This window comes from Rugosimonospora africana (assembly GCF_016862975.1).
GTDB classification, from domain to species: Bacteria; Actinomycetota; Actinomycetes; order Mycobacteriales; family Micromonosporaceae; genus Rugosimonospora; species Rugosimonospora africana.
The window spans coordinates 76,239-95,967 of sequence record NZ_BONZ01000049.1 but is presented as its reverse complement, the minus strand read 5'-3'; the positions used below and the strand labels follow the sequence as shown (position 1 = coordinate 95,967).

17 protein-coding genes are annotated in these 19,729 nt (G+C 72.2%); 4 read left to right on the top strand and 13 right to left on the bottom strand.

Going from position 1 to position 19,729, the window contains the following annotated elements:
- Positions 1-8: 8 nt before the first annotated feature.
- Together Raf01_RS25710 and Raf01_RS25705 are read right to left on the bottom strand one after the other, a co-directional pair.
- Positions 9-1,079, bottom strand: a complete 1,071-nt coding sequence (locus Raf01_RS25710; RefSeq protein WP_203920561.1) for a Gfo/Idh/MocA family oxidoreductase — start codon at positions 1,077-1,079, stop codon at positions 9-11.
- 12 nt (positions 1,080-1,091) lie between these two features.
- Complete coding sequence (locus Raf01_RS25705; protein ID WP_203920560.1) at positions 1,092-1,562, bottom strand: hypothetical protein; 471 nt, start codon at positions 1,560-1,562, stop codon at positions 1,092-1,094.
- 185 nt (positions 1,563-1,747) lie between these two features.
- Between Raf01_RS25705 and Raf01_RS25700 the strand changes: the two genes are divergently transcribed.
- Positions 1,748-2,821, top strand: coding sequence for a coiled-coil domain-containing protein (locus Raf01_RS25700; protein ID WP_203920559.1), 1,074 nt, complete (start codon positions 1,748-1,750; stop codon positions 2,819-2,821).
- Positions 2,822-2,889: 68 nt separating this feature from the next.
- Here Raf01_RS25700 and Raf01_RS25695 read toward each other — a convergent pair whose 3' ends face one another.
- Positions 2,890-3,762, bottom strand: a complete 873-nt coding sequence (locus Raf01_RS25695) for a PP2C family protein-serine/threonine phosphatase (RefSeq protein WP_239133904.1) — start codon at positions 3,760-3,762, stop codon at positions 2,890-2,892.
- Positions 3,763-3,825: 63 nt separating this feature from the next.
- Here Raf01_RS25695 and Raf01_RS25690 point away from each other — a divergent pair, with 63 nt between their 5' ends.
- Complete coding sequence (locus Raf01_RS25690) at positions 3,826-4,911, top strand: helix-turn-helix transcriptional regulator (protein ID WP_239133903.1); 1,086 nt, start codon at positions 3,826-3,828, stop codon at positions 4,909-4,911.
- A 6-nt stretch (positions 4,912-4,917) separates the two neighbouring features.
- Here the strand turns inward: Raf01_RS25690 and Raf01_RS25685 are convergent, their stop codons facing one another.
- From Raf01_RS25685 to Raf01_RS25660, 6 genes are all read right to left on the bottom strand, one after another.
- Positions 4,918-5,637, bottom strand: a complete 720-nt coding sequence (locus Raf01_RS25685) for an HAD family hydrolase (protein ID WP_203920558.1) — start codon at positions 5,635-5,637, stop codon at positions 4,918-4,920.
- A gap of 137 nt (positions 5,638-5,774) precedes the next feature.
- The gene (locus Raf01_RS25680; RefSeq protein ID WP_373319571.1) at positions 5,775-6,890 is read right to left on the bottom strand and encodes an MBL fold metallo-hydrolase; all 1,116 of its coding nucleotides are present in this window, start codon (positions 6,888-6,890) and stop codon (positions 5,775-5,777) included.
- A 90-nt stretch (positions 6,891-6,980) separates the two neighbouring features.
- Entirely contained in the window at positions 6,981-9,200 is a 2,220-nt protein-coding gene (locus Raf01_RS25675; RefSeq protein WP_239133902.1) for an amylo-alpha-1,6-glucosidase, read from the bottom strand.
- A gap of 242 nt (positions 9,201-9,442) precedes the next feature.
- Positions 9,443-10,732: a hydroxyacid-oxoacid transhydrogenase gene (locus Raf01_RS25670; protein ID WP_203920557.1), complete on the bottom strand. Its 1,290-nt coding sequence runs from the start codon at positions 10,730-10,732 to the stop codon at positions 9,443-9,445.
- Between the two features lie 27 nt (positions 10,733-10,759).
- Positions 10,760-11,215 (bottom strand): acyl-CoA thioesterase, encoded by a 456-nt coding sequence (locus tag Raf01_RS25665; RefSeq protein WP_239133901.1) that lies wholly within the window; start codon positions 11,213-11,215, stop codon positions 10,760-10,762.
- Positions 11,216-11,259: 44 nt separating this feature from the next.
- Positions 11,260-12,042, bottom strand: coding sequence for a polyprenol monophosphomannose synthase (locus Raf01_RS25660; RefSeq protein WP_275413048.1), 783 nt, complete (start codon positions 12,040-12,042; stop codon positions 11,260-11,262).
- A gap of 606 nt (positions 12,043-12,648) precedes the next feature.
- On the opposite strand from Raf01_RS25660, the gene Raf01_RS25655 reads away from it, so the two are divergent.
- The gene (locus Raf01_RS25655; RefSeq protein WP_239133899.1) at positions 12,649-14,301 is read left to right on the top strand and encodes a sensor histidine kinase; all 1,653 of its coding nucleotides are present in this window, start codon (positions 12,649-12,651) and stop codon (positions 14,299-14,301) included.
- Positions 14,298-14,972: a response regulator gene (locus Raf01_RS25650; RefSeq protein WP_239133898.1), complete on the top strand. Its 675-nt coding sequence runs from the start codon at positions 14,298-14,300 to the stop codon at positions 14,970-14,972. Before Raf01_RS25655 ends, Raf01_RS25650 begins: the two co-directional genes overlap by 4 nt.
- A 70-nt stretch (positions 14,973-15,042) precedes the next feature.
- On the opposite strand, the gene Raf01_RS25645 is transcribed toward Raf01_RS25650, so the two are convergent.
- The 4 genes from Raf01_RS25645 to Raf01_RS25630 form a co-directional block, all read right to left on the bottom strand.
- Positions 15,043-15,858 (bottom strand): ABC transporter permease, encoded by an 816-nt coding sequence (locus Raf01_RS25645; RefSeq protein WP_203920556.1) that lies wholly within the window; start codon positions 15,856-15,858, stop codon positions 15,043-15,045.
- On the bottom strand, positions 15,858-16,787 hold the full coding sequence (locus Raf01_RS25640) for an ABC transporter ATP-binding protein (protein WP_203920555.1): 930 nt from the start codon (positions 16,785-16,787) through the stop codon (positions 15,858-15,860). The genes Raf01_RS25645 and Raf01_RS25640 overlap by 1 nt, the downstream gene beginning before the upstream one ends.
- 196 nt (positions 16,788-16,983) lie before the next feature.
- Complete coding sequence (locus Raf01_RS25635; protein WP_203920554.1) at positions 16,984-18,876, bottom strand: tetratricopeptide repeat protein; 1,893 nt, start codon at positions 18,874-18,876, stop codon at positions 16,984-16,986.
- Positions 18,877-19,084: 208 nt separating this feature from the next.
- Positions 19,085-19,711: a TetR/AcrR family transcriptional regulator gene (locus Raf01_RS25630; RefSeq protein WP_203920553.1), complete on the bottom strand. Its 627-nt coding sequence runs from the start codon at positions 19,709-19,711 to the stop codon at positions 19,085-19,087.
- Positions 19,712-19,729: the final 18 nt, after the last annotated feature.

Here is a 19,729-nt window from a genome sequence, read left to right as displayed (position 1 = left end):
CCGCTGCCTCAGCCGACGCGGACGACCTCCCGGTTCTTCGCCGAGCGCCGGGCGGCGTCAATGATTTCCAGTGCACGGACCGCGTCCATCGGATCGACCGGCATCGGCCCGCCGTCGCGCAGCGCCGCCAGTACCGCCGGGTAGAACGCGTCCCACCGGCCGGGCACCGGGTCCACCGAGTCGCGCTCGGCACCCCGCACCAGCCAACCCTGCCTCGGCTTCGCCTCGCTTGCCGGCAGCCCGGCGCGCAGTGCCTCCTCCTGGCCGTCGACCTCGTCGACGACGTACCCGGCACCCGAACCCAGTACCCGCAGCCTCGGCCCGGGAGCGGCCGCGATCGCGCTGCACCAGAGCTGGGAGCGGGTACCGTCGGCGTGCTCCAGGGCGATGAACGCGTCGTCGTCCCCGATCTCGCCGTCGCCGGCCTCACCCTCGCCGGGCTGCCCCAGCACGTCCGGGTGCCGGTTGGCGCGGCGGGTCTCCACCTCGCCATACACCGTCAACACCGGTCCGAACAGCGACAGCGCCTGGTCGACGAGGTGGCTGCCGAGATCCAGCAGCGCGCCTCCGCCCTCGGCCGGGCCGGTGACGTCCCGCCACCGGGTCGGGTCGACCAGCGGGCGCCAGCGCTCGAACCGCGACTCGTAGCGGAGGATGCGCCCGAGCCGGTCATGCTCACGCAGCCTGCGCAGGGTGAGCTGGTCGGCGTCCCACCGGCGGTTCTGGAACACGGTCAGCGGCGTGCCGTCGGCACCCGCGACGATCCCGGCCGCGGTGCCGGCGTCGACCGCGAGCGGCTTGTCCACCACCGTGGCCACGCCGGCCGACAGGCACTCCAGCGCGTCGCCCGGGTGGGCGGACGGCACGCTCGCCACCACGGCGAGGTCCAGTCCGGCCGCGGACACCATCTCTGGGACGGTGTCGTAGCAGGTCACGCCGGGCAGGTCGCGCTCGGCGGCGGCTCTGCGCTCGGGATCGCGGGTGACCACCGCGACCACCTCTGCCCCTTCCGTCCGGGCCAGCAGCCGCCCGTGAAAGACCCGGCCGGCGAGCCCGTACCCGATGATCCCCACGCGCATGAGGTCATCGTGTCACGGGCGACCGCCGGACACGTGCAAGACCCAGAGCGCGAGGGCGGGCAGGGCCACCGACGCGACCAGCGCCGCGACGCCGACGACGAGTGCCGCCAGGCTGCCCCGGTCGGCCACCCGGAGAAAGGCCGCGACCGCTGTGGAGAGGCTCGCGACGAACAGCGCGAACGGGAGGGTGAACGCGGTCATGCCCTCCGGCGGGTGCGGCGAGGCGGCGAACATCCAGACCGAGACCGGGACGAGGAGCCAGGCCGCCGCGGCCAGCGCGGCGAACCGGGAAGAGGCCGCTTCCAGCGTCCAGCCGGCACGCCGCCCGGCGGCATGGCGGGGCGGCAGCGGCGGGAAGGCCGGGATCATGGTCGTGCCGGTCGGGCGCGGCCGGTCGGGCGCGGCCGGGCGCACCGCGTACCGGCGCGGGCCTCCGCCGGGCCCGGAGCCGCCGTGGCCGGACAGGCGCTCCCGATCGGTCATGCCCTCAGCGTGACGACGCCCGGTACCTAACGGGTACGTGTTGGGTAACGATCGGGCGGACCCGGCATCCATGAGGGTCGCGAGCGTACAGATCGGCGGCGCGAAGGGGCGGGACGGCACGCCGGGTCGGCGGTACGCTGCTCTCCGGCCATTGGACGCCGTGGTCCCCCGGAAGGACGGCGCTGATGAGAAGGATTCGATTATCGGCCGCTGACCGCGCCCGCCGCCGGCGCAGCGCCCCACGCTGGGCTCCGCTGGTCGCCGCCTTGGGCCTGTGCCTGCTGGTCGCGCCCGGAGCGGCCGTCGCCGCCCCGGCACCGAGCCCGTCGCCGACCCACTCCGGCTCCGGCGGTACGGACCCGGACGGCTCGCCGCCCTCGCTGCAGGATCAGCTCACCGCCGCCTCCCAGGCGTACACCGACGCCAAGGGTCGGCTGGCCGCGGCCCAGCAGGCACAGGCCGATCTGACCGCCAAGCTGGCCGCCACGCAGCAGCGACTCGTCACGCTCACCGCCTCGATCGACGCGGTGGCATCCCGCACCTATCGGGTCGGTCAGGTCGGCACGCTGCTGACCGTGTTCAACAGCGTGTCCCCGGACGACTTCGTGCAGCGAGCGCTGACCCTGCGCCAGCTCGCCGCCTTCGACGACGCGCAGCTGCGCGAACTGAGGCAGGTCGAGGCCACGGCCACCACGCAGAAGGCGGAGCTGGCCAGGCAGGTCAACGCGGCGCAGACCCAGACCGTCGAGCTGTCCCGGCGCAAGTCGCAGATCCAGCAGGCGTTGGCGATCACGGCGGGCGGGCCGACGAGCGGGGTGGTGATCCCGGCACCCAGCGCGGACCCGGCACCACGCAACCCGGACGGCAGCTTCCCCAACCAGAAGTGCTCGGAGGACGATCCGACCACCTCGGGCTGCCTGACCCCGCGCACGTTGCACGCGTACCAGCAGGCCCGGGCCGCCGGCTTCACCCATTACGTGGCGTGCTGGCGCGAGCAGTCGTGGGGCGAGCATCCGCTCGGCAGGGCGTGCGACTTCGCGGCCGCGAAGAACGGCTTCGGCGGAGTCGCGACCGGTTCCGACCGCGACTACGGCAACCGGCTGGCCGGGTACTTCATCGCGAACGCCGACCGGCTCGGCGTGCTGTACGTCATCTGGTACCACCAGATCTGGACGCCCGGGGTGGGCTGGCACTACTACAAGGGCGACGGCACCCCGTCCGGCGACCACATGAACCACGTGCACCTGTCCGAACGTTGATCACGGCGGGCCGGTCCCGGCATCGGCGCGCCACCCGTCCGTCCACATTAGACGGTCAATGGACCGGCTCAGGACGGGGGCGCGGCGGACACGTCGGCCACCGCGGTCACGTCGGGCACAGCGGTCACGTCAGCCACCGCGGTCACGTCAGCCACCGCCGCGGACATGTCGGCCACCACCACCGTGACGTTGTCCGGGCCACCGCCCGCGAGCGCGAGCCGCACGAGTTCCCGCGCGCACTCGTCCCGATCCGGGCGCTCGCGCAGGACAAGGGCGATCCGGTCGTCGTCTACCACATCGGACAGACCGTCGCTGCACAGCAGGAACCGATCGCCGGGGTCGGGGCGCAGAACCGTGTACGCCGGGTGCGCCGGCTGCCCCTGGAGCACCTGACTGACCAGCGAACGCTGCGGGTGCACGCGAGCCTGGGCCGGGGTGATGGCACCCTCGTCGATCAGCATCTGTACGTAGCTGTCGTCCCTGGTCAACTGCCCGAGCACGCCCTTGCGGGACAGGTACGCCCGCGAGTCTCCAATGTGGACCATCGTGATCCGGTCGTCGACCAGCAGCATCGCGGTCAGGGTGGTGCTCATGCCGGCCAGTGACGGATCGGCCGCGGCCGCCTCGCCGATGCGCACCCGTGCGTCCTCGACCGCGGCCTGGAGCGCGTCCAGCGGGCTCCGCCCGGCGGGCAGCTCGTCGTCGAGCGGCGTCAGCGTGTCGACCGCGATCTGGCTGGCGACCTCGCCGCCCGGGAGCCCGCCGACGCCGTCGGCGAGCACGATCAACCGGCGGCCGGCGAATGCCGCGTCCTCGTTGCCGTCGCGCCGCAGACCACGGTCGGTCAGCACGGCGGCACTGAGAATCACGGACGGGGCGGACCCGGCGCGGTCGGCGGTACCGGCTGGCTGCATGGAGCCGGCAAGGTCGGCGGCGTTCATGATGAACAGCCTGTCAAACGATGCTCGGAAAAGTCTGTACGCACTACTACGTATGGTAGAGCGATGATGCCGGTGTCCATGGTCGGCCGGGTCGGTGAGTTGGCCGAATTGACCCGGGCCTGGACGCGGCTCGCCTCGTCGCCGGTGGACTCGCTGGTGCACCCGCCGCTGGTGGCAGGCTCACCGGCCGGCGCGCCGCCCGACCTCGCGCCTGTCGCCGCCGACGCGGCACCCGGCACGCCGGTGCCCGATTTCGCGCATAGCGGCGCCGCGGGCATGGGGGGCATCGCGGTCATCACCGGCGATGCCGGCGCCGGGAAGAGCCTGCTCGTCCGGTGCGCCATCGACGCCATGCGGCCCCGGCCCGCCACCGTGCTGTCCGGCGGAGCCCGGGTGCACTCCCCCGCGCCGTACGACTGGCTTGCCGCCGTGCTCAGCGGCCGGCCCGCGGTCGGGCTGGACATCCCGCCCGACGCCGTGGCCTGGCTCGCCCAGCAACCGTCCGCGCCGACCCGCCGGTACGCGCCCGGTGCGCTGCTACGGCTGGCGGTGCAGGCGGTCCGCGCCCTGGCCGGTGCCGGACCCGCCGTCATCGTGGTCGAGGACCTGCACGCGCTGGACCCGGCCAGCCTGAACCTGATCGGCGAGCTGGCCGCCACGCCGAACCTGCCCGCCCTGCTCCTGGTCACCAGCCGGCTGCCCGAGGAGGCGGTGTCCCCCGCGCTGGTCGCCCGTACCCTGGCCCGGCTCACCGGTGCGCCGGACGCGATCCGCCAGCACCTGCACCCGTTGACCGAGTCCGAGGTGTCGCTGCTGCTCGGCCAGGCGTACGGCACGCCGGTGGCGCCGCACGTCATCGAGGCGGCGTACACCAGCACCGGCGGCAACCCGTACCGGCTGACCGAACTGCTCGCCACGGAACCCCGCCCGGAGCCGCCGGCACAGCTGACCGCCCGGGAGATCGAGGTGCTCGCCTGTCTCGCGGCCGGCATGTCCAACAAGCAGGTGGCCCGGTCTCTGGGCATCTCGATCCGTACCGTGACCGTGCACGTGTCCAATCTGCTGCGCAAGACCCGGTCGTCGTCGCGTACCGAGGCCGCGCTGTGGGCCGTCCGCCACCAGGTGGCCGACCAGTCCCGGGTGTCCTGACCCGGCTCAGCCGGCCGGCGCGATCTGCTCCGCGTCTTCTTCCGTCTTCGCCGTTGCCGTCGCCGCCGCTCCTGCCTCCGCCGCCCGGTCGCCCGCCAGGAGGGCGCGACCCAACGCGTACGCCTCGGTCAGGTCGTCGCCCCGGTAGCTCGCCGCGCCGAGCCCTTCGAGGTGGTGGTCGGCGTTGACCGCCACGGTCGCGTCGAGGTGGCGGAACAGCGGGGCGTCGGACATCGAGTCGCCGTACGCCACGCAGCGGGACCTCGGGACGCCGTACCGCGCCCGGAGCCGCTCCACGATGGTGACCTTGTCGGCCGGGCTGAGGACTCCGGCCGGGTCGACCGGCGCGGTGAAGGGCAGCGGCGGGAAGCGCGACGCGATCACGTCGTCGAAGCCGGACTCGAGCAGGCGGGACGCGAAGAAGTCGGGAGACAGGGTGATCACCGCCGACCGCTCGCCGCGTCGCCGGATGTCGGCGCACACCCGCTCGATGCCGGCAAGCCACGGGCCGGCGGCGAACGCCGACGCGACGATCGCGGGTGTCAGGTCGAACCACATCTCGCGTACCGCGAGGGCGAACCCGGGACTGTCCACCTCACCCGCGGAGAATCGGGCGTCCAACGCCGCCAGACGCTCCAGGTCGCCCAGTACCCGGGCCACCTCCTGGCAGGCGCTCGTGCCGCGCAGCAGCGTCCCGTCCATGTCGAACACGTGCAAGATCCCCATCGGGCAATTGTGGCCGGCCAGGCCGAGTACCCGCCAACACCTGTGTCGCAGGCCATCCGCCTCGGCCTATCCGCCGAAGCCGGCGCCAGCGGGCAATTCGCCCGCGCCCGCCCGGGCGCGCTGTCCGCTACGCGTGGTTACGCGATCGCCTGCCACCAGGCGTCCACCGGCGGCGGGGCGTCCACGTCCACCCGCTCGCCCGGCCGCGGCACGACCAGGTTGACCCCGCGCGCCTTGGCCTCCCGCCACAGCCGGTCGACCGGATCCGACCAGGCGTGGAAGGCCAGCACGAACGTCGCCCAGTGCACCGGAATGAGCACGCCGCCCCGCAGGTCGAGGTGGGACTGGACGGCCTCCTCCGGCGTCATGTGGATCTCCGGCCACCGGGCGTCATACGCACCCGTCTGGATCAGTGTCGCGTCGAAGGGCCCGTACGCCGCACCGATCTCCGGGTACCCGTCGAAGTAGCCGGTGTCGCCGCTGTAGAACACGCGCCGGTCGGCGCCGTCCGGACCGGTACCGGCGATGACCCATGAGCACCACAGCGTGTAGTTCCGCTTGGTGATCAGCCGACCGGAGAAGTGCCGCGCCTGGGTCGCGGTCAACCGCAGCCCGTCGACGACCTCGACCGACTCGTCCCAGTCCAGCTCGATGACCCGCTCGCTCGGCACGCCCCACCGGTCCAGGTGAGCGCCGACCCCGAGCGGGACGATGAACGGCGCGGACGAGATGCCCACCAGCGCCTGGACGGTCGCCATGTCGAGGTGGTCGTAGTGATCGTGGGAGATGAGGATCACGTCCAGCTCCGGCAGCTCGGAAAGCGGCACCGGTACAGGATGCAGCCGGCGCGGGCCGACGACCGAGGACGGCGAGCAGCGGTCGCTCCAGACCGGATCGAGCAGCACCCGCCGCCCGCCGATCTCCAGGAGCGCGGAGGCGTGCCCGTACCAGGTGATGTGCAGCCCCTCGGCGGCCGGAGCCGGCGCGGCCACCACCGGCACCTCGCCGGCCGGCTTGCGGTGCTGGCCACCGAACAGCAGCTCGCGCAGTGTGCTCTGGCCGGCGGCGGGCAGCATCGTGCGGGTCTGTTCCCGGTTGTGGAACGCGCCGCCACGCAACTGCGGTGAACTCGTCACCCGCGCCCGCACCTCGTCGGGACTGGCCCCGAAGGCGCCGGACAGGTCCCGCGCCACCCAGGCGGCCGCGCCGACCGCCACCGCGCCGATGGCCCCGATGGCCGCCGCGCCGAGCACCCGGCGGGTGCGGCGCCGACCCGATCGCGGGCTCTTGTCAGTCGTGCCGGTCCGGTAGCTCACGCCCACAAGGATGGCACGGCCGGACGATCACCGGGCGGGACGGACCTGGCCGGTGGTACCTCTGGCCTCGACGTCCCACAGCTTGCCGTACGCGTGCAGCCGCGTGACGCGGATCCAGTTCACGCCCTCGGGCAGGCAGGGGTCCATCTCGACGGTGCCGTTGTTCGGGTACAGCCCGAGCATCGCCCGGACGCACAGCAGCGGGGTGCCGCTGGCCCATGCCTGCGGGCTGCACGCGGTCGGATACGGGATCGGGAAGGCGGCGTGCGATCGCGGGTACCCGGAGAACGCCTCGGGCAGCCGGTACCCGGAGTACGCGCCCGCGTCCAGCAACGCCATCACGATCCGGTTGGCTTCCTTCCGGAACCCGTACCGGCACAGCCCGGTCGCGATGATCGAATTGTCGTGCGGCCAGACGGTGCCCTGGTGGTACCCGATCGGGTTGTACCCGGCGTCGAGCGTGGACAGCGTGCGCACGCCCCAGCCGGAGAACAGCGCGTCGGACATCAGCCGGTCCGCCACCATCCGGGCCCGGTCGGGCGGCACGATCCCGGACCAGAGCAGGTGCCCGTTGTTTGACGTGAGCGAGTCGATCTTCTTCTTGTCGCCATCCAGGCCCAGGGCGTAGTAGCCGCCCCGTTCCTCGATCCAGAAGTCCCGGTTGAACCGCTCGTACAACTCGGCCGCCTCCTGGCGCAGCCGCTGCGCCAGCGCCGGATCGCCGAGCGGCCCGTCGGCGAGTTCGGCCAGGCGCACCTTCGCGTCGTACACGTATCCCTGAAGCTCGCAGGTCGCGATGGGCAGCACCGGAACCGTGCCGTCCGCGGCCTGCACGCCCTCTGGGGAGTCACGCCAGCACTGGTTGCCCAGTCCCTGCCGCGACCGGGTCTGGTACTCCACGTAGCCGTCCCCGTCCCGGTCACCGTACTCGTCGATCCAGTTCAGTGCCGCCATCGCCGGCTCGCGCAACGCGCAGACCTGTTCGCCGTCGCCGGTCCACCGCCAGTACTCGGACAGCAGGATCAGCCACAACGGCGTGGCATCGGCGCTGCCGTAGTACGGGCTGAAGGGCAACAGCCCGTTCTCGGTCAGCTCGCCGCTGCGCACCTCGTGCAGGATCTTTCCCGGCTCCTCGTCGCGGAAGTCGTCGCACACCTTGCCCTGCTGGGCGGCAAGCGCGAGCAGGCCGCCCTTGGCCAGCGTGGTGCCGAGGCTGGCGGTCTGATACGCGGTGATGATCGTGTCCCGGCCGAACATGGTGAGGTACCACGGCAGGCCGGCGGCCGGCATCAGAATGTCGGAACCCTCGGCGGTCGCCCTGATCCGCAGCGCGACCAGGTCCCGCGTCGCGGCCTGGGTGGCCGCGTTGATCGCGTGCGAGTCGCTGGTCACGTGCGGCAGCACCTTCCGCCAGTCGCTCACCGGATCGTGGGCCGACGCTTCCAGCTCATCGAGGTTGCGCACCGGCGGAGCCGACTCGCGGCGCGAGTAGCTCATTGGCACGTCCAGGTCGCAGCGCCACTGGTCGCCCGGGCACAGGTGCAGCCGCCAGACCAGATCGTCGCCGTCGATCTCGTGTGCCGGCGGGTACGCGTCGACCACTGTGTCCGCCTCGAAAGAACCATTGCGGTAACGCAGGTGTATCCGGCAGTTGTCGGCGGCGTGGTGCCGGGTGATCCCGGCCGATCGGTCGCGCACCTTGGTCTTGATCTCGAACAGGTCGGCGAAGTCGTTGGCGATGGCGAGACGCAGCTCGACGTCGATCGGCTCGGTGACGAACGAGTGCAGCTCGATCTCCTCGTGGAAACCGTCGCCCAGCAGACGACGCCGGCGTACCCCGACGCTGTTCGCCTGCAGGCCGGGCAGCGGCGGGTTGGTGAGGAGGAACGACGCGTCGAAGTGCTCGACGATCGCGGAGCGCAGTGCGTACAGGCGGGATCCGTTGATCGTGAGCATCCACCGGCTCAGCAGCCGGGTGTCGTCGTGGACGAGGCCGCCGATGGTTCCGGACGGTACGTCGCCGACCAGGTCGGAGTACATGAAGGTGCGCCCGGCGACCACCGCGATGGCCTCCGGCCCGAGTTCCGGCGGCAGATTGCGCGCATCGAGCCGGGGAACGTCGGGATCCCTCTGGACGTGCGGCATCGGGTCGACGGGCGTCGCCCGGCGGACCGTGGTCGGCTGGCCGGACGACTGGCCTGGGTCGTCGCGCGGCGCCTGATGCGCCGAGCCAGACTGGTCGGCCATGCCACCCCTTCCTACCCTCGTCTCCAGTGTCGCCGGGACGCTCGTACGGGACGGGGAGAAGCGGGGCGGCTCACCCGATCCGGGTGAGCCGCGGAGCCGGTGGACGGGCAACCGAGCCAGTGGACGGGCAACCGAGTCGATGGGCGGGCAACCGAGTCGATGGGGCAACCCCGGGCGCCGGCTTCCGGCGGGCCTTGGGGAAACAGCGACGCCGGGGTGGGCGGAGGGCCGGCGCGGCAGCGCTACCAGAGTTCCAGCGAGCGGCGGAAGATGCCCGCGACGTCCTCCTCGCTCGCGGCCCGCGGTGCCGTCGCCAGCAACCGCTGCTGCCGCATGGTGCCCTGCACCAGGCTCTCGATGTCGGCATCCCGGTAACCGACCGCGCCGATCCCGTTCGGGATGCCGATGTCCCGCATCAGGCCACGCAGAATCGACGGCAGGCGCTCCGCCGGATCGTCCACAGTGGACCCGTTCGCCGTACCGGGGTCGACCGCGGGCGCGAGCAGGTCGGCTGCCGCCAGGTGGCGCTCCGGATCCGCCGGGAAGGTGAACCGCAACGCCTCCGGCGCGGTCAGCGCGACCGCCATCCCGTGCGGTACCAACGGCTCGCCGTCCGGGTAGCCGTCCGGGTGGAAGTCGTGCACGCCACCGGCGATCGGGTACGCGTTGGCGTGCGGAAGGTGCACTCCGGCGTTGCCGAATCCCATGCCGGCGAACGTCGCCGCCATCGCCAGGTCGGTACGCGCCTGGACGTCGGAGCCGTCCCGCACGGCCGCCCGCAGCGAACCGGCCAGCAGCCGCAGCGCGCGCTCCGCCCACATGTCCGCGACCGGGTTGGCGCCGCAGTATGGCACCCGCTGCTCGGGCTGCTTGCGCTCGAAAGCCGTGTAGGGCTTCGCGGTCCAGCTCTCCAGCGCGTGGCACAGGATGTCCATGCCACAGGCCGCGGTCACCTCGGGGGGCTGGGTCATCGTGAGCAACGGGTCGACGATCGCGAGCGATGGCCGCAGCCGGGCATGGCTGATGCCGGTCTTCACCTTCAGGTGCAGGACATCCAGTACGCAGATCGTGGTGCTCTCCGAACCGGTACCGGTGGTGGTCGGTACCGCGACCAGCGGGCGCAGCGGTTCGCTCGGCGCCCGTCCCCCGCCGACCGGCGCGTTGACGTAGTCCATCAGCTCGCCCGGGTTCGTGGTCAACAGGTTGACCGCCTTCGCGGTGTCGATGCTGGACCCGCCGCCAACCGCGACGAACGCGTCCCACGGCCCGTCCGCCCGGGCCACCTCGATGGCTTCGCGCAGCGACGCATCGGTCGGTTCCACGTGGACGCCGGCGAAAATCCGCACGTCCATGCCGTACCGGCGGATGCCCTCGGCGATCCGGTCCGGGGCACCCGTGGCGGCCACCCCGGGATCGGTGACCACCAGGACTCTGAGGCACCCGTACTGGCTCAGGTCGTGGCCCACCTCGTCGGCGGCGCCCGCGCCGAACTTCAGCTGCGGCGCCCCGTAAGTGAAGACGGTCTCGTGCACCCGGGTCTCCCTGGTTCGGACGGACGGTTATCTGGGCGCGTCCAGTTGACTCAGCGCGGCGCGGATCTGCTCCGGCACCGGAACCGGCCGGCGCGAGTCGCGCCCGACGTACACGTGCACGAACCGGCCGACCGCGGCGGGCTGCTCGGCGTGCTGCCCGAACAGGGCGAGCCGGTACACGACACTGCTGGTACCGAGCCGTTCCAGCGCGATACCGGCGGTCACCACCTCGGGGAAGCGCAGCTCGGCGAAGTACCGGCAGGACGTCTCCACCACCAGCCCGATCGCGGGCAGCGCCCGGATGTCCGTGCCGCTCGCCTCGATCAGCCACCCGTTCACCGCGGTGTCGAACATCAGGTAGTGGACCACGTTGTTCACGTGGCCGTAGACGTCGTCATCGGACCAACGGGTGGGCAGCTGCCGCAGCACCGCGAAGTCCGCCACGCGCCACCGGCGCGGGTCGTCGGGGTCAACGGGGTCCACCCCGGCAGCGTAGCGGTGCGTGGGCGCGGCGCCTCGGCGCAGGCTCAGCCGGCCCGCTTGCCGAACCGCAGTTGGAGTGGGATCTTCGCAGATTCGATCTTGACCTTGGTCGACATCTTGCTGGAGCCCGAGTGACGTTCTTCGAAATGGATCGGGATTTCCACCAGCGGGCAGCCGAGTTGCTTGGACTGGTAGTTCATTTCCACCTGGAAGCTGTAGCCGTCGCTGCGCAGTTTCGCCAGCGGAATCCGTTCGAGCACATCGCGGCGCCACAGCTTGAATCCGGCGGTGGCGTCCCGCACTCCGAGACCGAGGACCATGTTCACATAGAAATTCGCCCACCCGGACAGCAACCGCCGGTGCAGTTTCCACTCATCGGCGAGCGAGCCGCCGGCCACATAGCGACTGCCGATGACGACGCCGGCTTCGGTGGACATCAGCACGCCGAGCATCTGCGGGATGTACTCCGGAGCGTGGCTGAGGTCGGCGTCGAGTTGGGCGACGAACTCCGCGCCCTGCTCCAGCGCGAGCGTCATGCCGGCGATGTATGCCCTGCCCAGACCTTCTTTGCTGGTGCGGCGCAGCACCGTGAGCATGTCTTCGCGCTGGGGGCCGAGGCCGCGCACGACTTCCTCGGCGAGGTTGGCGGTCCCGTCCGGCGAATTGTCATCGACAATGATGACCCGGAGATTGGGCAGCGGCAGGTCAGCCAGGCGCTTCAGCAGTTCCTGCATATTCGCGGACTCGTTGTAGGTCGGCACGACCGCGGTAATGCGAGCCTCCGACCACGGAGTCGGCAATCGCAGTGCTTGAGAAGTGTCCTGCACAGGCCGTGAGTCCTTCCTGATCTCGCTACCGCCGGGGACCCGCAGGTCCAATGTACGTCGGGACTCCGGTACCGGGATCGACACGCTGGCACAGCCTCCGAGTGACCGTCACCGTCGGTGTCGGGTTGGCGTTCCGCCCCGGGGACCAAAGCAGTGGCCGCCATTTTAGAGGACCCACCTCAACATTCGCAGCGGGGCGGCCAAACCGCGGGGTGGGGGTGACAGGCGGCTTCGAGCTCGGTGACAAACCCGGGCGGCGGAGGGTCGTCCCGGCGACCCTGCTCAAGGGCGCCGCCGACGTCACCGATCGGCGCTATCACGGTCCTCCGCTTCCTGGACGGTCACCGGATGGGACCGGTGGCGGTCGATGGATTCGCCGGCCGGCGGGCGGTCGGCCGCGGGTCCGGTGGGAGCGGACGATCCGTCGCCGGCTGCGGTACCACGCCCGATGGGTCGATCCAGGCCGGTCGGTTTATCTCGTACGCTTACCCAGCGTACCGGGTTCGAGTACGCCCCGACTCCCTACCCGGTACCCGCCGCCTGACACCGCCCACCCCTGACTTTCGGCAGTGATGGCGCAGGCCGGACCGCTTGTACCCTCGTCGGGTGGCGGGATGGACCGGGTGGATACGTCGGGGCCGGCGGCTGCCCGTGCTGCTGGACGTGCTGCTGTGGGCAGCCCTGTCGCTCCCTGCCGCGACCGCGCTGATCTCGCCACCGTGGAGCGCGGCGGCGAACTGGCGAGCCCTGTTCACCCTCGCCCTGCTGGCGGTGGCGGTCGCGGCCAGCCGGCGGTACCCGCTCGCCTCGCTCGTGATCGTGGTGACCTGGACGCTGCAGGACGGCAACGCCGCATTCGCCATCCCGGTGATGAGCTACCTGGTGGGCATCCGGATGCGGACCGCGCGGCCGGCCGCCCTGGGATTCGCGGCGATCGTGGTTGCGGGCACGGTCATCAATGTCGTGGTGCTCGACACCAGCGCGGTGACCTGGTTCGTCCTGACCGCCACCCTGCTGTTCGCCGGAGTCCTGCCCTGGTTGGTGGGCCGGTACCTGCGCCAGCACCGGGAACTGGAGCGCGCCGGCTGGGAACGGGCCGAGCAACTGGAACGCGAGCGCGAGTTCATCGCCGAGCAGGCCCGGCTGCGGGAACGTGCGCGGATCGCGCAGGACATGCACGACTCCCTCGGCCACGAGTTGAGCCTGATCGCGCTGCGCGCCGGCGCACTGGAAGTCTCCCCGGATCTCGAACAGCGGCGCCGGGCGGCGAGCGAGCTGCGGGCAAACACGGGGGCCGCGATCGAGCGGCTGCGCGACATCATCGGCGTCCTGCGCGACGGTACCGAGCCGGCGCCCCTGGAGCCGGTGCACGAGACGGTGTCCGACCTGGTCGACCGGGCTCGCCGATCGGGCCTGGCGGTGCGGCTCCGGGTCAACGGGGACCCGGCGCGGCCGGCGCCGATGCTCGACCGGGCGGTGTACCGGGTCGTTCAGGAGTCGCTGACCAACGCCGCGAAGCACGCGCCCGGGGCGGCGGTCACCGTCCTCGTGACGCACGCGGCGAAGGAGCTCACGGTCACGGTCACCAACGACCCGCCGCCGGCCGGCCCGCTGCCGGCCGCCCGCCGCGACGGCCCGGATCCCGGCGGTACCGGACTGGTCGGGCTCACCGAACGGGTACGGCTGGCCGGCGGCACGCTGCACGCCGGCCCGTACGACGGCGGCTTCCGGCTGGTCGCCCGGCTGCCGAGCGAGGCGGCGGCGGGGCTCGCGGACCACGCACCCTCCCCAGACGCGGCGGGGCCCGCGGACCCCGCACGCTCCCCAGACGCGGCAGGGCTCACGGGCACCGGGCCCGGCGGCTGGTCGCCGTTGCCGGCGTCGGGCTCCGCGCGGCAGCGGCACGCGGCCCAGCGGCGTGCCCGGCGCAGCCTCGCCACTGCCCTTATCGCGCCGGTGGCGAGCGCGGTGGTGCTCGGCCTCGGCTACTACTCGTTCGCCACCTTCGACTCGGTACTGGTGGCCGGCGACTTCGCCCGGCTGCGCGTCGGCGATCAGCGGGCGGATCTGGCGTCGGTACTCCCGGCGAGGCAGGCGATGGACCGCCCGGCGTACCCGGAACACCCCACGCCGCCCGGATCGGCCTGCGAGTTCTACACCGACGGCAACTTCCCGTTCGCGCAGGCCACCTACCGGCTGTGCTTCGCCGGTGGCCGGCTGGTGTCGAAGGACGACGTACGCGATTGGACACAGCGGTGACGCGGGACACGCCAATTCGGGTGCTGCTGGCCGACGACGAGGCGGTGATCCGCGCCGGGGTACGGGCGATCCTGTCCGCCGACCCGGCCATCGAGGTGGTCGCCGAGGCGGCCGACGGGCGGGAGGCTGTCGACCTCGCCCGGCGGCACCGGCCGCAGGTCGCGCTGCTGGACATCAGGATGCCCCGGCTCGACGGGCTCGCCGCGGCCACCGAGATCCGCCGGCTGGTACCGGAGACCGCGGCGGTCATGCTGACCACGTTCGGGGAGGACGACTACATCGCCCGGGCGCTCGACGGCGGGGCGAGCGGTTTCCTGCTCAAGTCCGGCGACCCGCGCGACCTGATCGCCGGCGTACGGGCGGTTGCCGGCGGGGCCGCGTACCTGTCTCCTCAGGTCACCCACCGGGTCATCACGGCGCTGCGGGCCGGCGGAGCGTCCCGGGCCGCCACCGCCCGCTCCCGGATCGAGGCGCTCACCGACCGGGAACGCGACGTGCTGGCGCTGCTCGGGGCGGGGCTGTCCAACGCCGAGATCGCCCGCCGGCTGTTCCTCGTCGAGGGGACGGTCAAGAGCTACGTGAGCGCCATCCTCACCCGGCTCGGGGTACGCAACCGGGTACAGGCCGCCGTCATCGCGCACGAGGCCGGGCTGGCCGACCCCGACGGGTGACGGCCAGCCCGTTGCTCACTCGCGGCCGGGAGCCGGCCGGCTCTCCGCCACAAACCGGCTCCGGCTGCGTTCAGGCGTCGCGCCCGCGCAGTACCAAATACCCAGCCGCCAACGCGGCGACCGCCCACGCCACGACCACCACCAGCCCGACCCCGGCCGGGTACGGCGTGCTGTCGCGGAGCATGAAGTGCTCCCCGGCCACGGAGGGCAGCCACCGGGCCGCGTCGACGAACACGGTGACGTGGCTGTTCTCCAGCACCGCCGGCACGACGGTGAGGATCAGGAAGACGGTGACGAGTGTCGCCACCGCGCTGCGCATGGCCGCGCCGAGGCCGAGCGTGAACAGGCCGATCAGCGCCAGGTACACGCCGATGGCCAGCACGTCGGCGACGGTACCCGGCATCGGGAACCTCCCCCACTTGCCGAGCATCGGCGCGGCGACGAGCGCGCCGAGGATTCCCAGCAGAGTCCCGGCGGCGAGGATGACCACCCCGGCGACCGCGGTCTTGGCCAGCAGCATGCGGTCCCGGCGCGGTACCCACTGGAGGGTGGCGCGGATCGTTCCGGTCGAGTACTCGGTGGTGATGACGAGCATGGCGAGCGCGACGATCGCGAACTGGGCGATCCCCAGCGACTGGATCCCGGTCTTGCCGACCGCCACGACGCCCTGGTTGTCAGTCGGGTCGGCGTTGGTGTTGGAGTTCGTCGCGTAGATGGCGTACTGCAGGCTCGCCGCCGCCATCAGGACCGCGCTGGCCAGCAGGCTCCACCAGGTAGACCGGATGGACCACAGCTTGATCCACTCGGTGCCGATGGCGCCGCCCAAGCCACCGCCGCGGGTGCTGCCCGGTCCGTTGCCCGGCCGGACCGCCTCTCGTACCGCCATCACGCCACCCTCCCGTTCGGCGCGGGCGCGGCGTACTCCACGCTGTCCGCGGTCAGCTCCATGTATGCCTGCTCCAGCGACGCCTCGCGGGTACTCAGCTCGTGCAGATGTACGCCGAGCTGGTGCGCCAGGTCGCCGACCTCCTCCACGGTGACGCCGGTGACGACCAGCCCACCGGCGGCGGACTCCACCTGCGCGCCGTGGCCGGCAAGCCGGTCCCGCAGCGCGGCGAGCCCGGCCGGTTCCGGGCCGCGTACCCGCACGGCGGTCAACGAGCTTCCCGCGATGACCTCGGTGATCGGGGCATCGGCGATGAGCCGGCCCTTGCCGATGACCACCAGGTGGTCGGCGGTCAGCTGCATCTCGCTCATCAGGTGGCTGGACACGAAGACGGTCCGGCCCTCGGCCGCCAGCGACCGCATGAGCTGGCGTACCCAGCGCACACCGTCCGGATCCAGCCCGTTGACCGGCTCGTCGAACATCAGCACCGGCGGGTCACCGAGCAGGGCGCCGGCGATGCCGAGCCGCTGCCCCATGCCCAGCGAGTACGTGCCGGCCCGCTTGCCGGCGACCTCGGTCAGCCCGACCGACGCCAGTACCTCGTCCACCCGCCCGGCGGCGATGCCGTTGCTGCGGGCCATGGCGCGCAGGTGGTTGCGCGCGGTGCGCCCCGGGTGCGCCGCCTTCGCGTCCAGCAGCGCGCCGACCTCCCGCAGCGAGTACCGCAGCGTGGTGTACGGCCGGCCGCCCACCCGCGCGGTCCCGGCGCTGGGTCGGTCGAGGCCGAGGATCATCCGCATGGTGGTGGACTTCCCGGCGCCGTTGGGCCCGAGAAACCCGGTCACCCGGCCGGGCGCGATGTCGATCGACAGGTTGTCGACGGCGGTCACGGCGCCGTACCGCTTGGTCAGCCCGCGCAACGCGATCATGTTGTCTCCCTTGGGTTTCCCGACCGGTCTGGCTCGGCACGTCTCACGCCGCGCAACGACCCAGACCAGTCGTCCGTCATGCGCATGACGCTAGGGATCGCCAAGGTCGGGCGGACCGCACTATCGGCGCCGGTCACCCCTGTCTTTCGTCAGTAATCCGCGCAGTGCTAGAGGACCGCGCTCGACTTCGCCGCCGTCAGCGCTTGCCGCCGCGCAGGAACCGCCGCAGCGCCGACCGCTTGCTGTCCGGCGCCGACTGGTTGTCCGGCGCCGACTCCGGGGTCCGCTGCGCTGGTACCCGCTGCCCCGGCGTCCGCTCGTCCCGCGTCTCCCGCTCCTCCTCCTCGCGGCGCAGCACGTCCTGAGCCAGCGAGGTGACCTCGGGAATCATCCCGGGAACGATCCGCACGAGGGTCGCCAGCGACGACAGGATGGTCACCACCCGGTTGCGGCTGGCTTCCATCGCGGTGACGAACCGCCGGCCCACGGAGTCGCGCACCTCGTCCCGCACGGCCGGGTCCAGCCACGCCGACACGGTCAGCGCGAACAGCGCCGCCTCGACCGCCCAGTCCTCGATGCCGTAGGCGATCTCGGTCAGCACCGCGCGCTGTGCCCGGGTGTCGCCCGGCGTACCCGAGGCCAGTTCCTGGCAGTGCAGGATGCCCAGGCACGCGAACACCGCGGCGCTGCGTTCCCACCAGCCGTCCGGCAGGCTCGCGTACTCGGCGGGCCGGGCCGGCGGGTATACCAGCAGCGACAGCAGTTCGTCGACCGGCAGCTGCCCGAGCGGCATGGCGTGGTCGTACGCGGCGACCGGGTGCGGCCAACTCGGCGCGGTGACGCCGGTCAGCAGCTCGACGCTGGCCGCGGCCGGCGGCGGTACGGCCGGGGACGCGTTCATCCCGTCGTAGCGCCACAGTTCGCGGCCCGGGCGCAGCGGCGTCACCATGTCGGCCGGCGGCGGTCCGGCGATATCGGTCGACAGGCCCGGACACTCCCGGCGCAGCAACGCCAGCGCGCTGGGTACCTCCAGTGCCGACAGCGACATGCTGATCCCGTTGCCCCGGTCGTCCCGGGGGATCTGGCTGAGCACGTTCACGCACGCCTCGGTCGGCCCGGCCGGCATGCCGAGCCAGTACTGGCCGCGGCAGCTGTCCTCCAGGTCGCTGTGCTCGTGGCTGTCGATCGGGAACTCGCGCGTGAAGTCGACGAGTGCGACCAGGTGGTTGGCGTCGCCGTCGCGCAGGTACCGCAACCGGTGCACGGTGTGCACGACGCAGTCGTACGACGGGTCGACGCTCATGGCCTCTTCGACCAGCGCCAGGGCCTCGTCGAGCCGGTCGAACTCGGTGAGCCAGTTCGCCATGTCCGCGCAGATGTCCAGGTCGAGCGGGTACCGCGCGCGGGCCTCGCGCATCACCTCCAACGCCTTGTCGAGCTGGCCGTCGGCCTTGAGCGCGTACGCGTACCAGACCGCGGTGAGTTTGCTGAAGTCCAGTGCGACGGCCCGCTCCCCCCAGCGCACAGCGAGCTTCGTCTCGCCGAACCGGCGGCCGACACCGGCCGCGGCACCGTGCAGCAGCGCGTGGTCCGGGTGCGCGTCGACCGCCCGCCGGGCCAGGTCCAGGTAGACGTCGTTGGCCCGGCGGACCGCTTCGGGTACCGGGTCGGTGAGGCTGCGCATGGTCGTGACGAACACCCGTACCAGCGAGTCCGGGTCGATCGCGCGCAGGTCGGCGGCCCGTACCCAGGACACGTCGGCCCACGGCTTGCCGGGGTCGTGGGCCGTGCTCTCGGCGAGCAGAGCCAGCGCCTGACCGGGGTCGGTCGGCGCGAGCAGGTGGGCGTGGGCCACCACGGTTCCGATGTAGGCCGGCGCGCCGAGTGGAAACAGGCTCAGCCCGCCGTCGGGGCACCGGGTCGACAGCGCGGCGAGCAGTTCATGGACCTCCGGAAGGTCGGGCGCGTGACCGATCGCGCCGCCGAGATGGTTGGCGGCGTGGTGCAGGTCGTCCTCGGCGAGGGCGATGCGGGCGAGGGAGAGTTCGCCGTGTGCTTCCTCGACGGGCGTCTGAGCTTCGTCTGCCATCCGGGCAACCTAGAACAGCCTTGGCGCGCTTGGGAAGGTACGTCCGGCGCGAAGTGCTCGCCGGTCGCGCCGGGCCGACGGAAACCGGGCCGGCGGAAACCGGGCCGGCGGAAACCGGGCTGACGGAAGCCGCGGCGGCTGGCGGGCACCTCGAGATCGGTGACCGTCCACAAGGGACATCGGGTCGATCCGGGTTGGAGGAGGCCGGTCAGGCGGGTCGCCGGTGCACCCCGTGCCACCAGGTGAGCGCGAGCTCCCGGGCGGCCGCCTCGTCTCCGCTGCCGTCGTCGGTCGCCACGTGGTGGGCCAGGAAACGGTCGCCGCCCAGGACGATGAGTCGGGCGGCGGTGGCCGCGTCGATGTCGGCGCGGGTCCGGCCGGCTTCCTGCTCGGCGACGAGTACCTCGGCTGTGCGGTTCAGGAACCGGTCGAGCCTCGAACTCCAGAACTGCCGCACCGTCGCGTCGTACGACGAGACTTCGTTGACCGCCTTCAGCACCTCCGCGTGCTGCCGGTACAGCTTGATGACCTCGCGGAAGACGTCGATCAGGCGCTGCGGGTCGTCCGGCTGCCCGGTCGGCTGCCAGCGCACGACGAGATCGAAGGCCGTCGTCTGCATCGTGTTGGCCAGCCGCATCAGCAGCTGCGACTTGTCGCTGAAGTGGGTGTAGAAGGTCGACCGCGCGACGCCCGCCTCGGCCGCGATCCGCTGGACGCCGAGGTCGGTGAAGCTGGCGCCGTCGCGGAGGAGCCGTTCGGTCGCGGCCAGGATCTGCGCCTCGACCGAGGCACGGCGGGCGGGATCCGGACTGCGGCGCCGGGTGACCGATGGCATACCCGAATCCTAGAGCCG